This window comes from Haloarcula laminariae (genome assembly GCF_025457605.1).
Taxonomy (GTDB): Archaea; Halobacteriota; Halobacteria; order Halobacteriales; family Haloarculaceae; genus Haloarcula; species Haloarcula laminariae.
Window position 1 is genome coordinate 25,225 of sequence record NZ_JAMZFY010000002.1, and the last position, 15,894, is coordinate 41,118.

17 protein-coding genes are annotated in these 15,894 nt (G+C 68.9%); 6 read left to right on the forward strand and 11 right to left on the reverse strand.

All coding sequences use genetic code 11. From position 1 onward, the window contains the following. Positions 1–44: 44 nt before the first annotated feature. Positions 45–2,831, forward strand: coding sequence for an alanine--tRNA ligase (alaS, locus tag NJQ98_RS11585; RefSeq protein ID WP_262178849.1), 2,787 nt, complete (start codon positions 45–47; stop codon positions 2,829–2,831). On the opposite strand, the gene NJQ98_RS11590 is transcribed toward alaS, so the two are convergent. Further along, positions 2,828–4,690: a cation:proton antiporter gene (locus tag NJQ98_RS11590; RefSeq protein ID WP_262178851.1), complete on the reverse strand. Its 1,863-nt coding sequence runs from the start codon at positions 4,688–4,690 to the stop codon at positions 2,828–2,830. The two genes, alaS and NJQ98_RS11590, sit on opposite strands and share 4 nt — an antisense overlap. 78 nt (positions 4,691–4,768) lie before the next feature. Between NJQ98_RS11590 and NJQ98_RS11595 the strand changes: the two genes are divergently transcribed. Continuing rightward, positions 4,769–5,536 carry an alpha/beta fold hydrolase gene (locus tag NJQ98_RS11595; RefSeq protein ID WP_262178852.1) on the forward strand — a complete coding sequence of 256 codons (768 nt, stop codon included), beginning with the start codon at positions 4,769–4,771 and terminating at the stop codon, positions 5,534–5,536. A 74-nt stretch (positions 5,537–5,610) separates the two neighbouring features. After that, positions 5,611–6,324, forward strand: a complete 714-nt coding sequence (locus NJQ98_RS11600) for a type 1 glutamine amidotransferase (protein WP_262178854.1) — start codon at positions 5,611–5,613, stop codon at positions 6,322–6,324. Between the two features lie 40 nt (positions 6,325–6,364). On the opposite strand, the gene NJQ98_RS11605 is transcribed toward NJQ98_RS11600, so the two are convergent. The 3 genes from NJQ98_RS11605 to NJQ98_RS11615 form a co-directional block, all read right to left on the reverse strand. Further along, a complete protein-coding gene (locus NJQ98_RS11605; RefSeq protein ID WP_262178856.1) occupies positions 6,365–6,871 on the reverse strand; it encodes an HPP family protein in 507 nt (168 codons plus the stop codon). A 111-nt stretch (positions 6,872–6,982) separates the two neighbouring features. Beyond that, on the reverse strand, positions 6,983–7,147 hold the full coding sequence (locus NJQ98_RS11610) for a DUF6757 family protein (RefSeq protein ID WP_262178858.1): 165 nt from the start codon (positions 7,145–7,147) through the stop codon (positions 6,983–6,985). A gap of 69 nt (positions 7,148–7,216) precedes the next feature. Then, positions 7,217–7,996: a PHP domain-containing protein gene (locus NJQ98_RS11615; RefSeq protein ID WP_262178859.1), complete on the reverse strand. Its 780-nt coding sequence runs from the start codon at positions 7,994–7,996 to the stop codon at positions 7,217–7,219. Between the two features lie 131 nt (positions 7,997–8,127). Between NJQ98_RS11615 and NJQ98_RS11620 the strand changes: the two genes are divergently transcribed. Then, on the forward strand, positions 8,128–8,415 hold the full coding sequence (locus NJQ98_RS11620; RefSeq protein WP_262178861.1) for a DUF5789 family protein: 288 nt from the start codon (positions 8,128–8,130) through the stop codon (positions 8,413–8,415). Between the two features lie 54 nt (positions 8,416–8,469). Here NJQ98_RS11620 and NJQ98_RS11625 read toward each other — a convergent pair whose 3' ends face one another. The 6 genes from NJQ98_RS11625 to NJQ98_RS11650 form a co-directional block, all read right to left on the reverse strand. After that, a complete protein-coding gene (locus NJQ98_RS11625; RefSeq protein WP_262178863.1) occupies positions 8,470–8,706 on the reverse strand; it encodes a ribbon-helix-helix domain-containing protein in 237 nt (78 codons plus the stop codon). 275 nt (positions 8,707–8,981) lie between these two features. After that, on the reverse strand, positions 8,982–9,392 hold the full coding sequence (locus NJQ98_RS11630) for a DUF8057 family protein (protein ID WP_262178865.1): 411 nt from the start codon (positions 9,390–9,392) through the stop codon (positions 8,982–8,984). Further along, positions 9,389–10,075 (reverse strand): RAD55 family ATPase, encoded by a 687-nt coding sequence (locus tag NJQ98_RS11635; protein WP_262178867.1) that lies wholly within the window; start codon positions 10,073–10,075, stop codon positions 9,389–9,391. Before NJQ98_RS11635 ends, NJQ98_RS11630 begins: the two co-directional genes overlap by 4 nt. Positions 10,076–10,150: 75 nt before the next feature. Next, the gene (locus tag NJQ98_RS11640; protein WP_262178869.1) at positions 10,151–10,867 is read right to left on the reverse strand and encodes an Nmad3 family putative nucleotide modification protein; all 717 of its coding nucleotides are present in this window, start codon (positions 10,865–10,867) and stop codon (positions 10,151–10,153) included. Positions 10,868–10,897: 30 nt separating this feature from the next. Further along, on the reverse strand, positions 10,898–11,146 hold the full coding sequence (locus NJQ98_RS11645) for a DUF7577 domain-containing protein (RefSeq protein WP_262178871.1): 249 nt from the start codon (positions 11,144–11,146) through the stop codon (positions 10,898–10,900). Positions 11,147–11,280: 134 nt separating this feature from the next. Next, the gene (locus NJQ98_RS11650; RefSeq protein ID WP_262178873.1) at positions 11,281–12,183 is read right to left on the reverse strand and encodes an acyltransferase; all 903 of its coding nucleotides are present in this window, start codon (positions 12,181–12,183) and stop codon (positions 11,281–11,283) included. 154 nt (positions 12,184–12,337) lie between these two features. Here NJQ98_RS11650 and NJQ98_RS11655 point away from each other — a divergent pair, with 154 nt between their 5' ends. Beyond that, positions 12,338–13,348, forward strand: coding sequence for a CPBP family intramembrane glutamic endopeptidase (locus NJQ98_RS11655; RefSeq protein WP_262178875.1), 1,011 nt, complete (start codon positions 12,338–12,340; stop codon positions 13,346–13,348). 140 nt (positions 13,349–13,488) lie between these two features. Beyond that, complete coding sequence (locus tag NJQ98_RS11660) at positions 13,489–14,541, forward strand: aldo/keto reductase (RefSeq protein WP_262178877.1); 1,053 nt, start codon at positions 13,489–13,491, stop codon at positions 14,539–14,541. Between the two features lie 298 nt (positions 14,542–14,839). On the opposite strand, the gene radA is transcribed toward NJQ98_RS11660, so the two are convergent. Continuing rightward, on the reverse strand, positions 14,840–15,889 hold the full coding sequence (gene radA / locus NJQ98_RS11665) for a DNA repair and recombination protein RadA (RefSeq protein ID WP_262178879.1): 1,050 nt from the start codon (positions 15,887–15,889) through the stop codon (positions 14,840–14,842). Between the last annotated feature and the right edge of the window lie 5 nt (positions 15,890–15,894).

A 15,894-nucleotide genomic window follows, 5' to 3' on the forward strand; every position in this document is an offset into this window, starting at 1 on the left:
CCCTTCGGAACTGTTTTACCCGCTGCTGGGCCAACACTACGCCAATGAGCGACCTCGACGAGGCCTACCAACTCGACTACTTCGACGAGGCGGGATTCACCCGCCAGGAGTGTGGCGAGTGTGGCGATATGTTCTGGTCGCGGGCCGACCGCGACACCTGTGGCGAGCCCCCGTGTGCCGAGTACGACTTCATCGACAACCCCGGGTTCGACGAGGAGTACGCCCTCGGGGAGATGCGTGAGGCGTTCCTCTCGTTCTTCGAGGGGCGCGACCACACGCGGGTCGACCCGTACCCGGTCGCGGCCAACCGGTGGCGCGACGACGTCTTGCTGACGCAGGCCTCGATATACGACTTCCAGCCGCTCGTGACCAGCGGGACGACGCCCCCGCCCGCGAACCCGCTGTGTATCTCCCAGCCCTGCATCCGGATGCAGGACATCGACAACGTCGGGAAGACGGGCCGGCACACGATGGCCTTCGAGATGATGGCCCACCACGCCTTCAACGCGAAGGAGGACATCGAGGACCCCGAGGAGTACGCCTACCAGGGCGAGGTGTACTGGAAGGACGAGACCGTCCAGTACTGCGTCGAGCTGTTCGAGGAGCTGGGCGCCGACGTCGACGAGCTCACCCTCATTGAGGACCCGTGGGTCGGCGGCGGCAACGCCGGCCCCGCCTTCGAGGTCATCTACCAGGGCGCCGAGCTGGCGACGCTCGTCTTCATGTCCCTCGAACAGGACCCCGACGGCGAGTACGAGATGAAGGACGGCAACCGCTACTCGGAGATGGACACCTACATCGTCGACACGGGCTACGGGCTCGAACGGTGGACCTGGGTCTCCCAGGGCACCCCGACGGTGTACGAGGCGGTCTACCCCGAGATGATATCCTTCCTGAAGGACAACGCCGGCATCGAGCTGTCGGACGAAGAGGCCACAATCGTCCACAACGCGGCCAAGCTGGCGGGCCGGATGGACATCGACGAGGCCGAGGACATCGAGGCCGAGCGCGACACCATCGCCGAGCAGGTCGGCGTCGACGTCGCGGAGCTGCGCGAGCTCGTCGGCCCCCTGGAAGAGATTTACGCCATCGCCGACCACTCCCGCACGCTGGCGTACATGCTCGGGGACGGCATCGTCCCCTCGAACGTCGGGACGGGCTATCTCGCGCGGATGGTCCTCCGGCGCACGAAGCGGCTGGTCGACAGCGTCGGCGTGGACGCCCCGCTGGACGAGCTCGTCGACATGCAGGCCGACCGGCTGGGCTACGAGAACCGCGACACGGTCCGGGACATCGTCCGCACCGAGGTCGAGAAGTACCGCGAGACCCTCGACAGGGGCGGCCGGCGAGTGCGCCAGCTGGCCGACGACTACGCCGAGCGCGGCGAGCCCATCCCGACCGCGGAGCTGGTCGAGCTGTACGACTCACACGGCATCCAGCCGGACATGGTCGAGGAGATAGCGGCCGAGCGCGGGGTCGACGTCGACGTTCCGGACGACTTCTACGCCGTCGTCGCCGACCGCCACGGCGGGGAGACGGCCGGAGAGGGGGAGGGCGAGGGAACGCCCTACGCCGACCGGCTGGCCGAGTTGCCCGACACCGACCGGCTCTACTACGAGGACCAACAGCGCATGGAGTTCGAGGCCGTCGTCCTCGAAGTGTTCGACCGCGACGACGACCGCTACGACGTCGTGCTCGACCAGACGATGTTCTACCCGGAGGGCGGTGGCCAGCCGCCGGACCACGGCCACCTCACGACCGACGACAACACCGTCGAGGTCGAAGACGTACAGCGGTACGACGGCGTCATCCTCCACACCGTCGACGGCGACCCAGGCAAGGGCGAGTTCGTCCGCGGCCAGGTCGACGCCACCCGCCGCAAGCGGCTGATGCAACACCACACGGCGACCCACATCGTCGTCCACGCCGCCCGGCAGGTGCTGGGCGAGCACGTCCGCCAGGCCGGCGCCCAGAAGGGCGTCGACTCCGCCCGCATCGACGTGCGCCACTACGACTCCGTCTCCCGCGAGCAGGTCAAGGAGATAGAGTCCACGGCGAACGACCTCGTCCAGGACAACGTCACCGTGACCCAGCAGTGGCCCGACCGCAACGAGGCCGAGGCCAAACACGGCTTCGACCTCTATCAGGGCGGTATCCCGGCCGGCGAGCAGATTCGCCTCATCCAGGTCGGAGAGGACATCCAGGCCTGTGGCGGCACCCACGTCGCCCGGACCGGCGACATCGGGACCATCAAGCTACTGGGAACGGAGCGGATTCAGGACGGGGTCATCCGGCTGACCTTCGCCGCGGGCGACGCGGCAATCGAGGCCACCCACCGCACGGAGGACGCCCTCTACGAGACCGCCGACACCTTCGACGTGGCGCCCCCCGAAGTGCCCGACACCGCGGCCCGTTTCTTCGACGAGTGGAAGGCCCGGGGCAAGGAGATAGAGGAGCTGAAAGAACAGCTGGCGGAGGCGCGCGCCTCCGGCGGCGGCGACTCCGAGGAGGTCGACGTGGCCGACACGACGGCGGTCGTCCAGCGCATCGACGCCGACATGGACGAACTGCGCGCCCAGGCCAACGCCGTCGTCGAGCAGGGCCGGATAGCCGTGCTGGGCTCGGGCGCCGACGGCGCCCAGTTCGTCGTCGCGGTCCCCGAGGGCGTCGAGGTCGACGCCGGCGAAGTAGTGGGCGAGCTCGCAGGTCGGGTCGGCGGCGGCGGCGGCGGCCCCGCCGACTTCGCCCAGGGCGGCGGCCCCGACGGCGGGAAACTCGACGACGCCTTGGACGACGCCGAGGACATCCTCCACTCGGTCGCGAACGTCTAATCTCCTCGTAACACTCGTCTCGCGGACTGCATCGCCGTGTTTGTCTCACAGACCAGCGTCAGGTGGTCCCCACGCGAGACGACGAACTCGCCGTCGGGCACCCGGTCCTCCCCGCCGGCGCTGACCATCGCCACGAGACAGCCGTCGGGCAGCGAGTCGGTGAGCGCGTCGACGGACCGGTCGGCCAGCGACTCGTTTCGCAACTCGACTTCCAGCACGTCGCCGGTCTTGCCGGCGTCGGCCAGCCAGTGGGACAGCGCCGGCCGTTCGATGGCGTCGTCGATGGCGTCGGCGACGGCGAAGCCGGCCGAGATGGTCTCGACGTCCAGGTCCGCGAAGGCCTCGACGTTGTCCGGGTTGTTGGCCCGCGCGACGACGGTGTCGACGTCGAACCGGGTGGTCGCGAGCTGGGCGACAAGCAGGTTCACGTCGTCGTCCGCGGTCGCGGCGACGACGACCCCCGCGCGGCCCGCATCGGCCGATTCGAGCGTGCTGGCGTCGGTCGCGTCCCCGTTGACGACGCGATACCCCTCGTTGCGGGCGCGCTCGACGGCGTCGGTGTCGGTGTCGACGAGGGTTACCTCCTCGCCGCGCGCCTCGAAGCGGTCGGCCAGTTCCGTGCCGACGCGACCGGCGCCGACGACGAGCGTCTGTGTAGGCAAGATGTCCAGCCCCTGTGCGATGTGACGGGCCAGCCCGCCTTGAAAGATGACGGTCGCGAAGATGACGAGAAACACCGTCCCCACGAGGACGGTCGCGGCGCGGGGGTTCGTCGGCCGCAGCTCGATGGCAAAGAGGGTCGCGACCGACGCCGGGATGATGCCGCGGGGCCCCATCACGCCGACGAACACCCGCTCGCGCGCGCTCATCGACCCGCCGATAGTCGAGAGGGCGACGCCGAGGGGCCGGATGACGGCGATGACGACGACCACGACGGCGACACCGCCTAGCCCGAGCGCCCGGAGGTCCGAAAAGGAGAGCAGCGCGGCCAGCACGACGAAGACGAAAGAGAGGACGAAGACGGTGATGCCGCCCTTGAACTCCGCGACGTCGGACTCGTGGGGGATGTCGGCGTTGCCCAGCACGACGCCGGCGACGGCCGCGGCCGCGATACCGGCTTCCGAGAGGAGGCTACTGCCCACGGCGTAGGCGACCAGCGCGGCCGTCAGCACGACCAGTCGGGCGTTCTGTGTGGCGTTGTCCTGCGAGAGCGAGACGTACCGGGGGAGCAGGGCGACGGCCCCGCCGACGAGGACGCCGACGAGGACGCCGACCAGCAGGCGCGCGAGGAACGCCTCGACGACGACCAGCGGCGAGGCGGTCTCGGCGACGACGAACTCGAAGGTCGCGACGGCGAGGACGGCCGCGACGACGTCGTTGATGATACCCTCGGTCTCCAGCGCGGCCGCGACCCGCTCGCGGACCGGGACGACGCTCATGATGGGCGTGATGACCGTCGGCCCGGTCGCCACCAGCAGCGACCCGACGAGGACCGCGACCGGCCACGAGGTGGCGAAGACGAACCGGACGGCGAGGGCCGTCCCGACCAACGAGACGAGCGCGCCGACGGTGACCAGCCCCAGCGCCTCGCGGGAGGCCTCCCGGACCCGCTCGACGGTGAGGTGGAAGGCCCCCTCGAAGACGATGATACCGACGCTGAGCCCGACGATGGCCTGCAGTCCGGCCTGTCCGAACTGGGCCGGGTCGACGAGCCCGAGCCCCTGCGGGCCGACCAGAACCCCGGCCACGAGCAGGAACGCCACGCTGGGGACCTGGAGGCGGTCGGCGAGCAGCTGGGCGGCGACACCGATGCCGGCGACGGCGACGACGGCGCCGATGAGTGACGTTGCCCCGGACACGCCCGGGGGTTGGCGAGCCGTCCCCATAGACGTGTGGCTTCGAAACAGTGACCCGGGGCGCGGGCGAACGGGCGGATAATGCCTGCCGCATCCAACGGTGGCGCCTCACTGCACTACGAGACGACGGGCGAGGGACCCACCGTGGTCTTCGTCGGCGACGCCGGCTACGGCGCGTGGCTGTGGGGGTGGCACCACGACGCCGTCGCGGGCCCCTACGAGGCGCTGGTGTGGGACCTCCGGGGGACCGGCGAGTCGGACGCTGTCGGACCGTACGACGTGGACACCTTCGCCGCCGACCTCGAAGCCGTCCTCGCCGACCACGGCGTCCGGAACGCCCACCTCGTCGGCGCGGGGCTGGGCGGGATGGTCGCCCTGCAGTACGCCCACGAGTACGGCCGCGCGCGCACGCTGACGCTGTACAACACCGGGGCGTCGGGCGACGCCGTCGACGCCGACGCGCTGGAGCGACTCTCGCTTGACGCCGGCCCGGAGCAGTCGCTCGCGGGGGCGTTCTCCCCCGCGTTCCGCGAGAACGCGGCCGACCTCGTCGCGGACGTCACCGACTGGCGGCGCGAGGAGGACGCGACCGGCGACGCCTTCGCCGGCCAGGCCGCGGCGATGACCGGCTTCGAACCCCCGCCGCTGTACGAGGTGACCCTGCCGACGGAGGTGTACTACGGCGTCGACGACCCCGTCGTGCCCGGCGACGGCGCCGAGTCGCTGGCGCGGGACCTGCCCCGCGGAACCGCGACGGCCGTCGAGGGGCGTCACCTGTCGTTCGTCGAGCACGCGACCGCCGTCACCGACCGCCTGGTCGCGTTCCTGGACGACCACGCCGCCGACTGAGCGGCGTCACCGACAGCGGCAGCGATAGCCGCCGATACGTGGGCTTTTAGTCGTCGAACCGCTGTCAATCGGTAATGAGTCTGCGTATCGCTCTGCTGAACGCGGCCCACGACGGCTCGGACAACCGTCGGAACTTCCGACGGGAGCTCGACGCCGACCTCGTGGAGTTCGACGTCACCGAGCGCGAGCTACCCGGCAGTTTCGCGTTCGACGCGTGTCTCGTCACCGGCTCGCGGGCCTCGGTCTACTGGGACGAGCCCTGGATCGCCGACCTCGAAGGCTGGGTCAGCGAGGCAATCGACGAGGGTATCCCGTTTCTCGGGGTGTGTTTCGGCCACCAGCTGCTCGCCCACGCGCTGGGCGGGACCGTCGAGGCGATGGACGACTACGAAATCGGCTACCGGACCGTCACACACGACGGAGCGAACCCGCTGCTCGACGGCGTCGACGAGGAGTTCACCGTCTTCACCACCCACTCGGACCACGTCGCCGAGCTGCCGCCCGGCGCGACCCAGTTCGCCGAGAACGACTACGGCGTCCACGGCTTCCGCCACGGCGACGTCTTCGCCGTGCAGTTCCACCCCGAGTACGACCCCACGACCGCCGAGGACGTCGCCTCGGGCAAGGACCTCCCCGACGAGCGCATAGAGCGCGTCCTCGACGGCATCACCGAGACGAACTACCGGGCGGCCTGCGAGGCCAAGCGGCTGTTCGACAACTTCACCGACTACGCCCGCGACCAGCGCGTCGCCGGCGGCGCGGGCGAGCAGGTCGCGAGCGACGACTGATACCGCCGGTCGCCTCCGGCGAGCTTCTCGCGGTGCGGGATTACGCCACGCCGGCACGGCCGGCGGTGAAGCCGAAACGGGTCAGTAGCGCCTGTTGTGCGACCAGGACGCCGACGGCCAGCACGATAATCGCACCCTCCAGCGGCGCGGCGAGGATACCCAGCCCGACGATGAGCGTCGTCGCACAGGCCGGGGCGTGGCCGGTGTCGGTGAGGGCCATCCCGGCCGTGGTGAGCACGACGGCGACGACGCCGCTCGCCGCGAGTCGGAGGCCGGCCATCGAGCCGGGACCGGTCGAGGCGGTGACGACAGCGCCGCCGGCGATGGCGTGATAGGCGATGAGCCCGGCGACGACGCCGACGGCGTGCCCGCCCAGCACCCGCCGAGCCGCCGATGCCCGGGCCGACGGCCGCGTGGCGAAGAGATACGCCGTGGGGCCCAGACTCGGGAACAGGAAGGGGAGCCCGGTGAGCCAGACGACCCCGCCAAGCACCACGAGCAGGGCGCCGGCGTAGCTCGCCTCTCGGAACCAGGGACCGTCGAACACTGTGGCCGAACGTTCCCGTCACCGGGCAAAACAGTACCGTTCGGTACCGGTCAGTTCGAGTGTGCGAGAACAGAGGTGTGGGCCGTGTAGACAGCGAGTCCGACGGAAGCCTTACTCCCGCCGGTCGATATCGAGTTCGTCCTCGAGGTCGTCGAGCCAGTCGGCGTCTTCGAGCTCGGCCATCTGCTCGCGGAAGTGCGTCTTGCAGACGCCGACCTTGATCCCGTCGCTGTCGACGGCGATGTCCGCGTCGCGGTCGCAGTAGTGACACTGCATACGTGAGGGTTGGACCCGCGGGGCATTGAACCCTCGGTTTCCGTCTGCCAGCCGTCAGACGGAACGCGGTCAGTCCCGGGCGATGGCCTCCCGAACCCGGGCCCACGCGGCCCCGTCGAGACCCGCCACCCCCAGCCGGTCGTCGTGGGCGTCACTCCCGCCGGTCGGGAGCAGGTCGTGGCGCTCGATTGAGGCGTCGAGGCGGTCGGTGTCGACGGGGTGGTCGTAGGGGTACCACCGTTCGACGGCGTCCAGGTCCCCACAGCGAGCCAGCGCGGCGTCGGTGTCGCGGTACCGGAACGGGTGGGCCAGCCCGACCAGCCCGCAGGCGTCGGCGAGCAGCTCGCGGCCACGCTCGAAGTCGGGGACCGCCCGCGGGACGTAACAGGGGCAGTCGTCGCCGATGAGGTCGTCGAACACCCCCTGGACGCTGTACTCGGAGACCTCGGCGACGGCACGGGCGATGTGGGGCCGGCCCAACCCGGCGCGGGGTTCGACCGGCAGCGACCGGTCCAGGCGGTCCTCGACGCAGCCGATGATAGCCCGGCCCCGTTCCCGGCGGTCCCGCTGGATGCGGGCACACTCGGCGCGGAGGGCGTCGGTCGGCTCGACGCCGTAGCCCAGCAGGTCGAGCCGCTGTTCGCCCGCGTCGACGCGCAGCTCGATACCGTGGACGACCGTCACGCCGTCGCGGGTCGTCACCGGGCCGTCGAGGGCGGGCTGGAGCCGGTCGTGGTCGGTGACCGCGACCGCCTCGACCCCGGCGTCGGCGGCCGCGGCCGGGAGCGCATCGAGCGTGAGCGAGCCGTCAGAGCGCGTCGTGTGTACGTGGAGGTCCGCGGCGACCATATGGCCACACGGACGCCCAGCGGCAAGCCAGTTGCTCCCCGACCGTGCCACGCCGACCCAATTAATGCCATTACGGAATATTATCATTAAAGACCATGAGGTTTATGTCCCCCGAGTCTCTCCCCTGTGGTATGACGATGCTAACAGACGCGGCGGAGGCGTTCGACGCACACCAGTACCCGATGACCACGGAGGAACTCATCGAGGCCGACGGCGACATCACCCTGGAACTACCGAACGGGACCGAGAAGCTGGCCGACGCGCTCTCGCGGTCGGCCCCGGAGACGTTCGAGACGGCGGAAGACGCGCGACTGGCCGCCTACAACGGCGTCTCTGGCAAGGCTATCGGCCGGAAGGGGTACTCGGACCGGGACCCGGTCTGCATGGGCGAGGACGGCCCGGAAGAAGTCTCGTTCTGAGCGGCGGCGGCCCCAGCTACACTTTTTTCGGCGACGACGACCGACCAGCCTCGCCTAGAGCCCGTAGTCGTCGTCCATCTGGGCGGGGTCTTGCTGTTCGGCCGTGGTCTGGCCGAACATCTCGTCGTCGACCGGCGACTCCGACTCGTCGGTGGTGACGTTGTACGCCGAGATACCGCGTTTCAGCAGGTCCTCGACGGCCTGGTCGCGGTTGAGGAACTCCCCCTGTTCGACGAGGCGCTGGATGTCGGAGTCGACCTGGTCCGGCAGTGACAGTTTGATTCGGCTCATATAGCCCGGCTTATCTTGTCGAGTATATAACCCTGTTGCCGAAAGCGCTAGGAAGGGCGCGGGGCTCCACTGAGGGGCGCGCTACTGCTCTCCGGCTCCCGAGGGTCGCCGTTCCGCCGAGGGCCGCTCCCGGTGGTCGCGCCCCTCGCTACTGCTCTCCGGCTCCTGAGAGTCGCCTTCGAGACGATTCACTATGCGAATCGTTTCGCTACCGCTCCACGGCTCCCAAGGGTCGCCGTTCCGCCGAGGGCCGCTCCCGTTGGTCGCGCCCCTCGCTACCGCTCGAGAAAGTCGGGTCTGTCGACCGGCTCGGTGCTGTCGACGTCCTGGCGGTCGAGCAGGTCGCCCGAGTCGAGCGCGCCGGGGAGGCTGTCCCGCCCGCTCGTCGGGACGTCGTCGGGGTCGACCGTCGTCACCTCGCCCTGGACCAGTTCGGCCCAGACGGCGTCGGCGTCGTCGGCGCCGGGGTCGGCGGCGGCCTTGGCCTCGTTGCGGCCCTCCTCGTAGGCGAGTTCGACCATGCTGCGGTGGTACGCCGACTCCATCTCGGCGTAGATGGCTTTCAGCGCCTCGCGGTTGTCCTCGCCCAGGCGCTCGGCGACGCCGATGGCGTAGGCCCGCGTCGTCGCTTCGTCCTTGTCCATCGACTCCCACCCGCTGTCGAACTCGCGCTCGTAGCGGCTCATGACTCGATTTTCTCGTCGGCGTGGACCTGCAGGCCGCTGTCGGTGAAGGTTATCTTGCGGATGTCACAGTCGATGGCGGTGCCGCGCATCTTGATGACCTGGACGCCGCGGGTCATGCTTCCGCCGTCCAGGAAGTTGTGGAAGAAGATGACGCCGTGAGCGAGGTAGTGCTCGTCGCTGTACGAGGAGGGGTCGGTCATCTCCGAAATCAGAAGCGTCGTCGCGTCGGTCTGTTTCAGCGCCGAGAGAAAGCCCGTTATCTCGCTGTCGACGTCGTTCATGAAATGCTGCAACAGCATCGTCGAGTCGATGACGACGCGCTGGATGTCGTTTTGCTCGATGTAGGCGACCAATCGGTTCGTCAGGCCGCCCTCGGTCCCGAACTGGGTGATGGTCCGTTTGCCGCTCTCGGTGACGAGGTTGAGAAACTGGACGGCGTCGGACTGCATCGCCCGGTCGAAGCCGAAGTCGTAGCCGGCCATGTCCTGCATCAGCTCCTCTTTGGTCTCGTGCATCGTCACGTAGAGACAGGTCTCGCCCTCCTTGGCGCCCTGTGTCATGAACTGCGAACAGAAGGTGGTCTTCCCGCTTCCCGGCGGGCCGCTGACGACGTAGAGACGGTCGGGGAGCAACCCCCCCTCGACGAGGTCGTCGAATCCGGGGACACCGGTGGAGAGTCGCATATCACCAGCGTGCGCGCGTCGTGGCATATGTCTTCGTGTTCTGTTTTCACCGGTGATAACTCTCCCGGCCCGAATTCAATCGCTGATTCGGGCGGCGGCCCCGGGCGCCTCGTCAGCGAGTTCCAGCAGCGTCGCCGTCCCGTCGGCGTCGAAGCGCATCGGGCGACGCCACCACGGCCCCTTCCCCGAGTCCGAGGAGCGCTCCGTGACCAGCCAGTTGGCCTCCGTCCCCCCGGACGGGGCCGACAGCGGGACGACCGTCTCGTAGAGACGCGACTCCGTGGGGTCGCCCAGCAACAGCACCCGGGCGTCGAACTCGGCCCGTTTGACGTGGGCGTTCGAGTCGAAGACGGCCCGCTCGTCGGCCGGGAGGTCGCGGTACGCCTCGCCGGTGACGGGGTCCCGGGCGAGCCGGAAGTGGCCGACGACGTGGGCGCCCCACCGGGGCGGGGCCCACGCCGGCGACTCGCCGGTCGTCGAGAGCGTCGCGTAGAAAAACAGGTAGTCGCCGGCCGACAGCTCCGAGAGCGGGCCGGCCTTGACGCCGTGTCCGTCGCCGTAGGTGTAGCGCTCGCCGCCGACTTCGGGGAACTCCGGGTCGAAGTGGACGGGGCGGTCGGCAACGTCGCTCACGTCCGTCTCCAGGTCGAGGTCGGCGTAGGTCGGCACCGGTGTGGCGGTGGGCTCGGCCTCGGGGATGGGGATGTACTCGAAGGAACCGTCGGGAAAGAGGGGGCCGCGAAAACCGGGTTCGTTGGTGTTGGCGCCGACGTTGATGGCGATGGCCCGCATGGTCGGCAGTTGCGGTCGTCGACCAAAGGGCTACCGGAGCGACTCGGCGCAGGCGCCACAGTACCGAATCATGCTGTGGGACTCGTTGACGGCGCCACAGTGCCCGCAGACGACGGTCTCGGTCGCCTCGGCGGCGACCCGCCGGCCGCCGTCGGCCCGCGTGACGCGCCTCTCGGTCGGCTGTGGGGACGCCGTCCGGTCGCTGAAGTGCCGGTAGAGCAGCACCTGCAACAGCCCGAACCCGAGGACGTACGCCGCGAGCCACACCCAGGGTTGCATAGCCGTATCTGGACGGGAGAGCTACTTCGGTATTCCCCGCCAGTTTTCAGAAATGATAGCAGTCGGGTCCAGTCGCCTGCGACGGCCTCGGACGCCCGGCTGTGACACGCCGGCGGGACGAACGGGCGGGAGCCTCAGCGGTCCGGCGGCGCGAGGTCCCGTTGGAACTCGTCGAAGACGGTGATGTCCTCGGGAATCTCGACGTCGAGCTCCCGGTCGGCGCGGCGGTCGACGTTGGCGTCTTCGAGCGGTTCGGCGACCGACTCCCACCCGTCCTTGATAGCGATGGACTTGGCGGGCGTCCCGGCCGCGATGTGGTGGGCCGGGATGTCCGCGCCGGCGACGGATTTCGCCGCGAGGATAGCGTTCTCGCCCACCCTGACGCCCGCGCGGACCATCGAGTCGTAGGTCAGGCGGACGTCGTCCTCGATTATCGTGTGGTAGTTGTCGACGTGTGTCTGGTCGACCGCGTCGTGGTCGTGACTGTAGATGTGGGTGTCGTCGGAGATGGAGACGCGGTCGCCGATGGTGAGCTTGCCGCGGTCGTCTAAGTGGACGTCGTCGTGGACGACGACGTTGTCGCCGACCTCGATGTTGTGACCGTAGGTGACGGAGATGTTCTTGAAAAAGCGGCAGTTCTCGCCACAGGACTCGAAGAGGTGGTCGGCGAGCATCCGGCGAAAGCGCAGCGCGAACTCGACGTTGTCGGCCATCGGCGTCGCGTCGAACTGTCGCCAGAGCCACTGGAGGTGTTTGGAGCGTTTGAACCGCTCCTCGTCTTTCTCAGCGTAGTACTCGCTCTCCAGGGTCGTGTTACAGGGGTCATAGCCCTGGAGTCGGACCCGCTCGGCGGGCGAGACGTCCCCGCCGGACTGCCAGCGTTCGTAGGCCTCGCGGTCGCCGTGGAGGTCGACGAGCACGTCCGTGACCACGTCGCAGGTGTCTTCCTCGCCCGAAAGCCGCTCGTCGACCTCGTCGATGAAGGCCCGGAGCCCCTCCTCGGCGACCGGCGGCAACGACACGTGGCGCTTCGTCATGTCACAAGCCTGGCCGCGAGGGCAGATAGTGGTTTCCGTTACGTGTTCACCAGCGGGTAACGTGCGTGTAACCGCCCCGCTGACTGCGGGTTATCGGCCACGGACCGGGCTGGCTGAGCCGATGATATAAACCGCCGCCGGTCGAGACACCGGTATGCGCAGGTCCGACCCCGTATCGGCGGTACGTGGCTATCTCGTCAACCCCGGCGAGAGGCGGCTCCGTGCCCCGTGGCGAATCGGTCTCTGGATTCTGTTGGCCGGCTTCGGTTCGGTTGTGCTCACGCTGCTCTTTGCCGCCGTCCCCGCGCCCACCGGAGAGACCGGCGTCGTGGCGGCGCTGTACGCGCTGACCGAACTCGGCTGGGGGTTCCTCGCGATGGGCACTGCCGGCCTGGGGGTCGGCTATCTGCTGGACCGCCGGACGCTGGCCGACTTCGGGCTGGGGCTGGACGGACAGTGGTGGCGTGACGCCGCCTTCGGTGTTGCGCTGGGGCTCGGGCTCCCGACAGTCGTGCTGGCCGGCCAGGTCGCCGTCGGCTGGACCGCCGTCACGAGCGTGCTCCCCGCGACGACGGGCGGGACCTTCGGCCTCGCCTCGACGGGCGCCGTCACCGGGCTCGCGCTCCTGATACCCTTCTTCGTCGTCCAGGCTAGCGTCGAGGAGATACTCGTCCGCGGCTACCTCCTGACGAACCTCGCGGAGGGGGCGGCCGGCGCAATCGGCAAGACGGCCTCGACCGCCGCCGCCACGGTCCTGACCGGCGCGCTCTTTGGCGTCCTCCACTGGACCAACCCCAGCGCGACGCTGCTGTCGGTGACGAACATCACGCTCTACGGGTTCTTGCTCGGGGCCTGCTACGTCCTCACCGGCCGACTGGGCATCGCCTGTGGCTTCCACGTCGCCTGGAACTACGGGCTCTCGCTGTGGGACTTCCCCGTCAGCGGGCTCGACACCGGCGTCGCCCTCGTCGGCACCGAGGCCACCGGTCCCGAACTGGTGACAGGGGGGTCGTTCGGCCCCGAGGGCGGCCTCGTCGCGCTCCCCCTGCTCGCCGTCGGGGCGGGCGCTATCTACTGGTGGGTCCGACGGGAGTACGGCCGCGTCGAGGTGCTGGACAGCATCGCCGTCCCCGACCTCCGGATTACGACACGTGGCGGGGAATGAGAGCACGTAGCCGGCTGAACGACCGACGCGAGCGGGACTGAACGGGGGCTTTCTGACGGTACTGAGGCACAGTATCGGTGGTCGCTACGTCTGCGACAGGAACCAAGAGCGATAAGTGTGGACCGCCCTAACACGGCCCCATGAAGTACGATACGCTCGGGAACACGGGAATCGAAGTCTCGGAAGTGGGCTTCGGTGCCTGGGTCGTCGGCACGGACTGGTGGGGCGACCGCACGGAAGACCAGGCCATAGAGATGCTCCAGCACGCCGTCGACCGGGACGTCACGTTCTTCGACACCGGCGACGTCTACGGCCACGGCGACAGCGAGGAGCTCGTCGGCGAGGCCCTCGCGGAGGTGCGGGACGAAGTGACCGTCTCGACGAAGGTCGGCTACGACTTCTACAACAACCCGCAGGCGGGCCACGGCGAACTGCCGAAGAAGGTCACGCCCGAGTGGATTCGCACCTCGCTGGACCGCTCGCTCGACAGGCTCGACATGGACCACGTCGAGCTGCTGATGCTCCACAACGCCAACGTCGACGAGGTCACGCCGGACGTGCTGGAGACGCTCGACGAACTGCGCGAGGAGGGCAAGGTCGAGGCCATCGGCTGGGCGCTCGGACCGTCCATCGGCTGGCTGGCCGACGGCGACGCCGCCGTGGCAAACGAGTTCGACGCGCTCCAGACCGTCTTCAACCTCTTTGAGCAGACCCCCGGCCAGCACTTCATCGACACCATCCGCGAGCAGGGCGCGGACACGTCGGTGCTGGCCCGGGTGCCCCACTCCTCGGGGCTGTTGAACGAGCAGGTCACCCCCGACACCGAGTTAGAGGAGGGCGACCACCGCGGCCACCGGCCCACCGAGTGGTACGAGACCGGCTGGGAGAAGTTGGAGACGCTTCGCTTCCTCGAACGCGACGGCGAGCGGACGATGGGCCAGGCCGCCATCCAGTGGCTGCTCGCCCACGACGAGGTGGCCTCCGTCACCCCCACCTTCCGCACGAACGCCGACATCGACGAGTGGGCCGGCGCGCCCGACACCCCGCCGCTGTCGGACGAGGAGTACGACCGCGTCCAGGAGCTCCACGCCGACAACTTCGGTATCGACCGCGACGACGGGATGGACGCGCTGCGGTCCTCGGTCGGCGGCGACGACCTGGAAGGGACCGGCATGAAGTCGGCGGGCGACTGAGACCCGGGCCCGCCGAATCTGCAGTCGACAATCTACCCCTCGACAGCCGGTCGAATCAGTTCGCTGTCGTGTGGTTTTCGGTCACAACCCCCTCGTTTCGACAGGAGATGTATCGCCGTCGGGCGGTTTGTTCCCATCCGGACCACTTTCACTCCGGTCCGTCAGACGCCCGAAAGACGCCGGACGGCGCCGGGTTCCACGTGAAACGAGGGGGTTCGGGGCGTGGGGACACGACTCACATCAGCGACCACGGCGCTGTCGCTCACCGGCGACGCAAAACGGAAAAAGACCGTCGGCGCTACTCGTTTTTCAGCCCGGCGCCCTCGACGCGCATGACGCCCTCGCCGTCGGGGAGGTTCGGCGCGTCGACGAGCTTGACGATGCGCTTGTTCCCCTTGGACTTGCGGAGGTAGATGCGGAACGTGGAGGTGTGCCCGAGGATGTTCCCACCGATGGGCTGGGTCGGGTCGCCGAAGAAGGAGTCGGGGTTCGACGCGACCTGGTTGGTGACGACCACCGCGGTGTTGTTGAGGTCGCCCACGCGCATCAGGTCGTGGAGGTGCTTGTTGAGCTTCTGCTGGCGGTCGGCGAGCTGGCCGCGGCCGACGTACTCGGCCCGGAAGTGCGCGGTCAGGGAGTCGACCGCGAGCAGGCGGACCGGGAACTCGTCGTCCTGGCTCTCGCTGGCGATCTCCTGGGCCTTCTCGGCGAGGAGAATCTGGTGGTTGGAGTTGAACGCCTTCGCGACGTGAATCTTGTCCAGCACCGACTCGACGAGGTCTGCCATCAGGTCGTCGTCGGTCGCGTCGGCGGCCTCGTCCTCACCGACGATACCGTGGAGCCGCATCGTGTCCTCGATCACGTCGTCGTCCTGGCCTTCGACCATCTGCTCGATACGTTCGGGGCGGAACGTGTCCTCCGAGTCGACGAAGATGGCGCTGCCTTCCAGCCCGCCGTGTTCGGCGGGCAGCTGGACGTTGACCGCGAGCTGGTGGGTCACCTGTGACTTCCCCGCGCCGAACTCGCCGTACACCTCGGTGATGGACTGGGTCTCGACGCCGCCGCCCAGTAGCTCGTCGACCTCGTCGACGCCCCAGGAGAGCTTGCCGATCTGCTCCCGGCGTTCGAGCACCGCGGCGCCCGTCTCGAACCCGCCGATGTCGGCGGCCTCGCGGGCGGCGCTGATGATGTCGGAGGCGGAGGACTCGCCGATGTCGGCGGTGTTCGACAGCTCGCTCGGGGAGGCGACGGCGATCCCCTGATAGGAGTCGAATCCGTTGTCTTTGAGCTTCTCCGCTGTCGCGGGCCCCACACCCGGCAGGTCTTCGAGGTCTGCTGCTTCGGACATGGATG

What these genes read in the sequence shown, in the direction of transcription:
- alaS (WP_262178849.1), top strand. Translation starts at nt 45, where the DNA reads ATGAGCGACCTCGACGAGGCCTACCAACTCGACTACTTCGACGAGGCG.
- NJQ98_RS11595 (WP_262178852.1), top strand. Translation starts at nt 4,769, where the DNA reads ATGCCTGCCGCATCCAACGGTGGCGCCTCACTGCACTACGAGACGACG.
- NJQ98_RS11600 (WP_262178854.1), top strand. Translation starts at nt 5,611, where the DNA reads ATGAGTCTGCGTATCGCTCTGCTGAACGCGGCCCACGACGGCTCGGAC.
- NJQ98_RS11610 (WP_262178858.1), bottom strand. Translation starts at nt 7,147, where the DNA reads ATGCAGTGTCACTACTGCGACCGCGACGCGGACATCGCCGTCGACAGC.
- NJQ98_RS11615 (WP_262178859.1), bottom strand. Translation starts at nt 7,996, where the DNA reads ATGGTCGCCGCGGACCTCCACGTACACACGACGCGCTCTGACGGCTCG.
- NJQ98_RS11620 (WP_262178861.1), top strand. Translation starts at nt 8,128, where the DNA reads ATGACGATGCTAACAGACGCGGCGGAGGCGTTCGACGCACACCAGTAC.
- NJQ98_RS11625 (WP_262178863.1), bottom strand. Translation starts at nt 8,706, where the DNA reads ATGAGCCGAATCAAACTGTCACTGCCGGACCAGGTCGACTCCGACATC.
- NJQ98_RS11630 (WP_262178865.1), bottom strand. Translation starts at nt 9,392, where the DNA reads ATGAGCCGCTACGAGCGCGAGTTCGACAGCGGGTGGGAGTCGATGGAC.
- NJQ98_RS11635 (WP_262178867.1), bottom strand. Translation starts at nt 10,075, where the DNA reads ATGCGACTCTCCACCGGTGTCCCCGGATTCGACGACCTCGTCGAGGGG.
- NJQ98_RS11640 (WP_262178869.1), bottom strand. Translation starts at nt 10,867, where the DNA reads ATGCGGGCCATCGCCATCAACGTCGGCGCCAACACCAACGAACCCGGT.
- NJQ98_RS11645 (WP_262178871.1), bottom strand. Translation starts at nt 11,146, where the DNA reads ATGCAACCCTGGGTGTGGCTCGCGGCGTACGTCCTCGGGTTCGGGCTG.
- NJQ98_RS11650 (WP_262178873.1), bottom strand. Translation starts at nt 12,183, where the DNA reads ATGACGAAGCGCCACGTGTCGTTGCCGCCGGTCGCCGAGGAGGGGCTC.
- NJQ98_RS11655 (WP_262178875.1), top strand. Translation starts at nt 12,338, where the DNA reads ATGCGCAGGTCCGACCCCGTATCGGCGGTACGTGGCTATCTCGTCAAC.
- NJQ98_RS11660 (WP_262178877.1), top strand. Translation starts at nt 13,489, where the DNA reads ATGAAGTACGATACGCTCGGGAACACGGGAATCGAAGTCTCGGAAGTG.
- radA (WP_262178879.1), bottom strand. Translation starts at nt 15,889, where the DNA reads ATGTCCGAAGCAGCAGACCTCGAAGACCTGCCGGGTGTGGGGCCCGCG.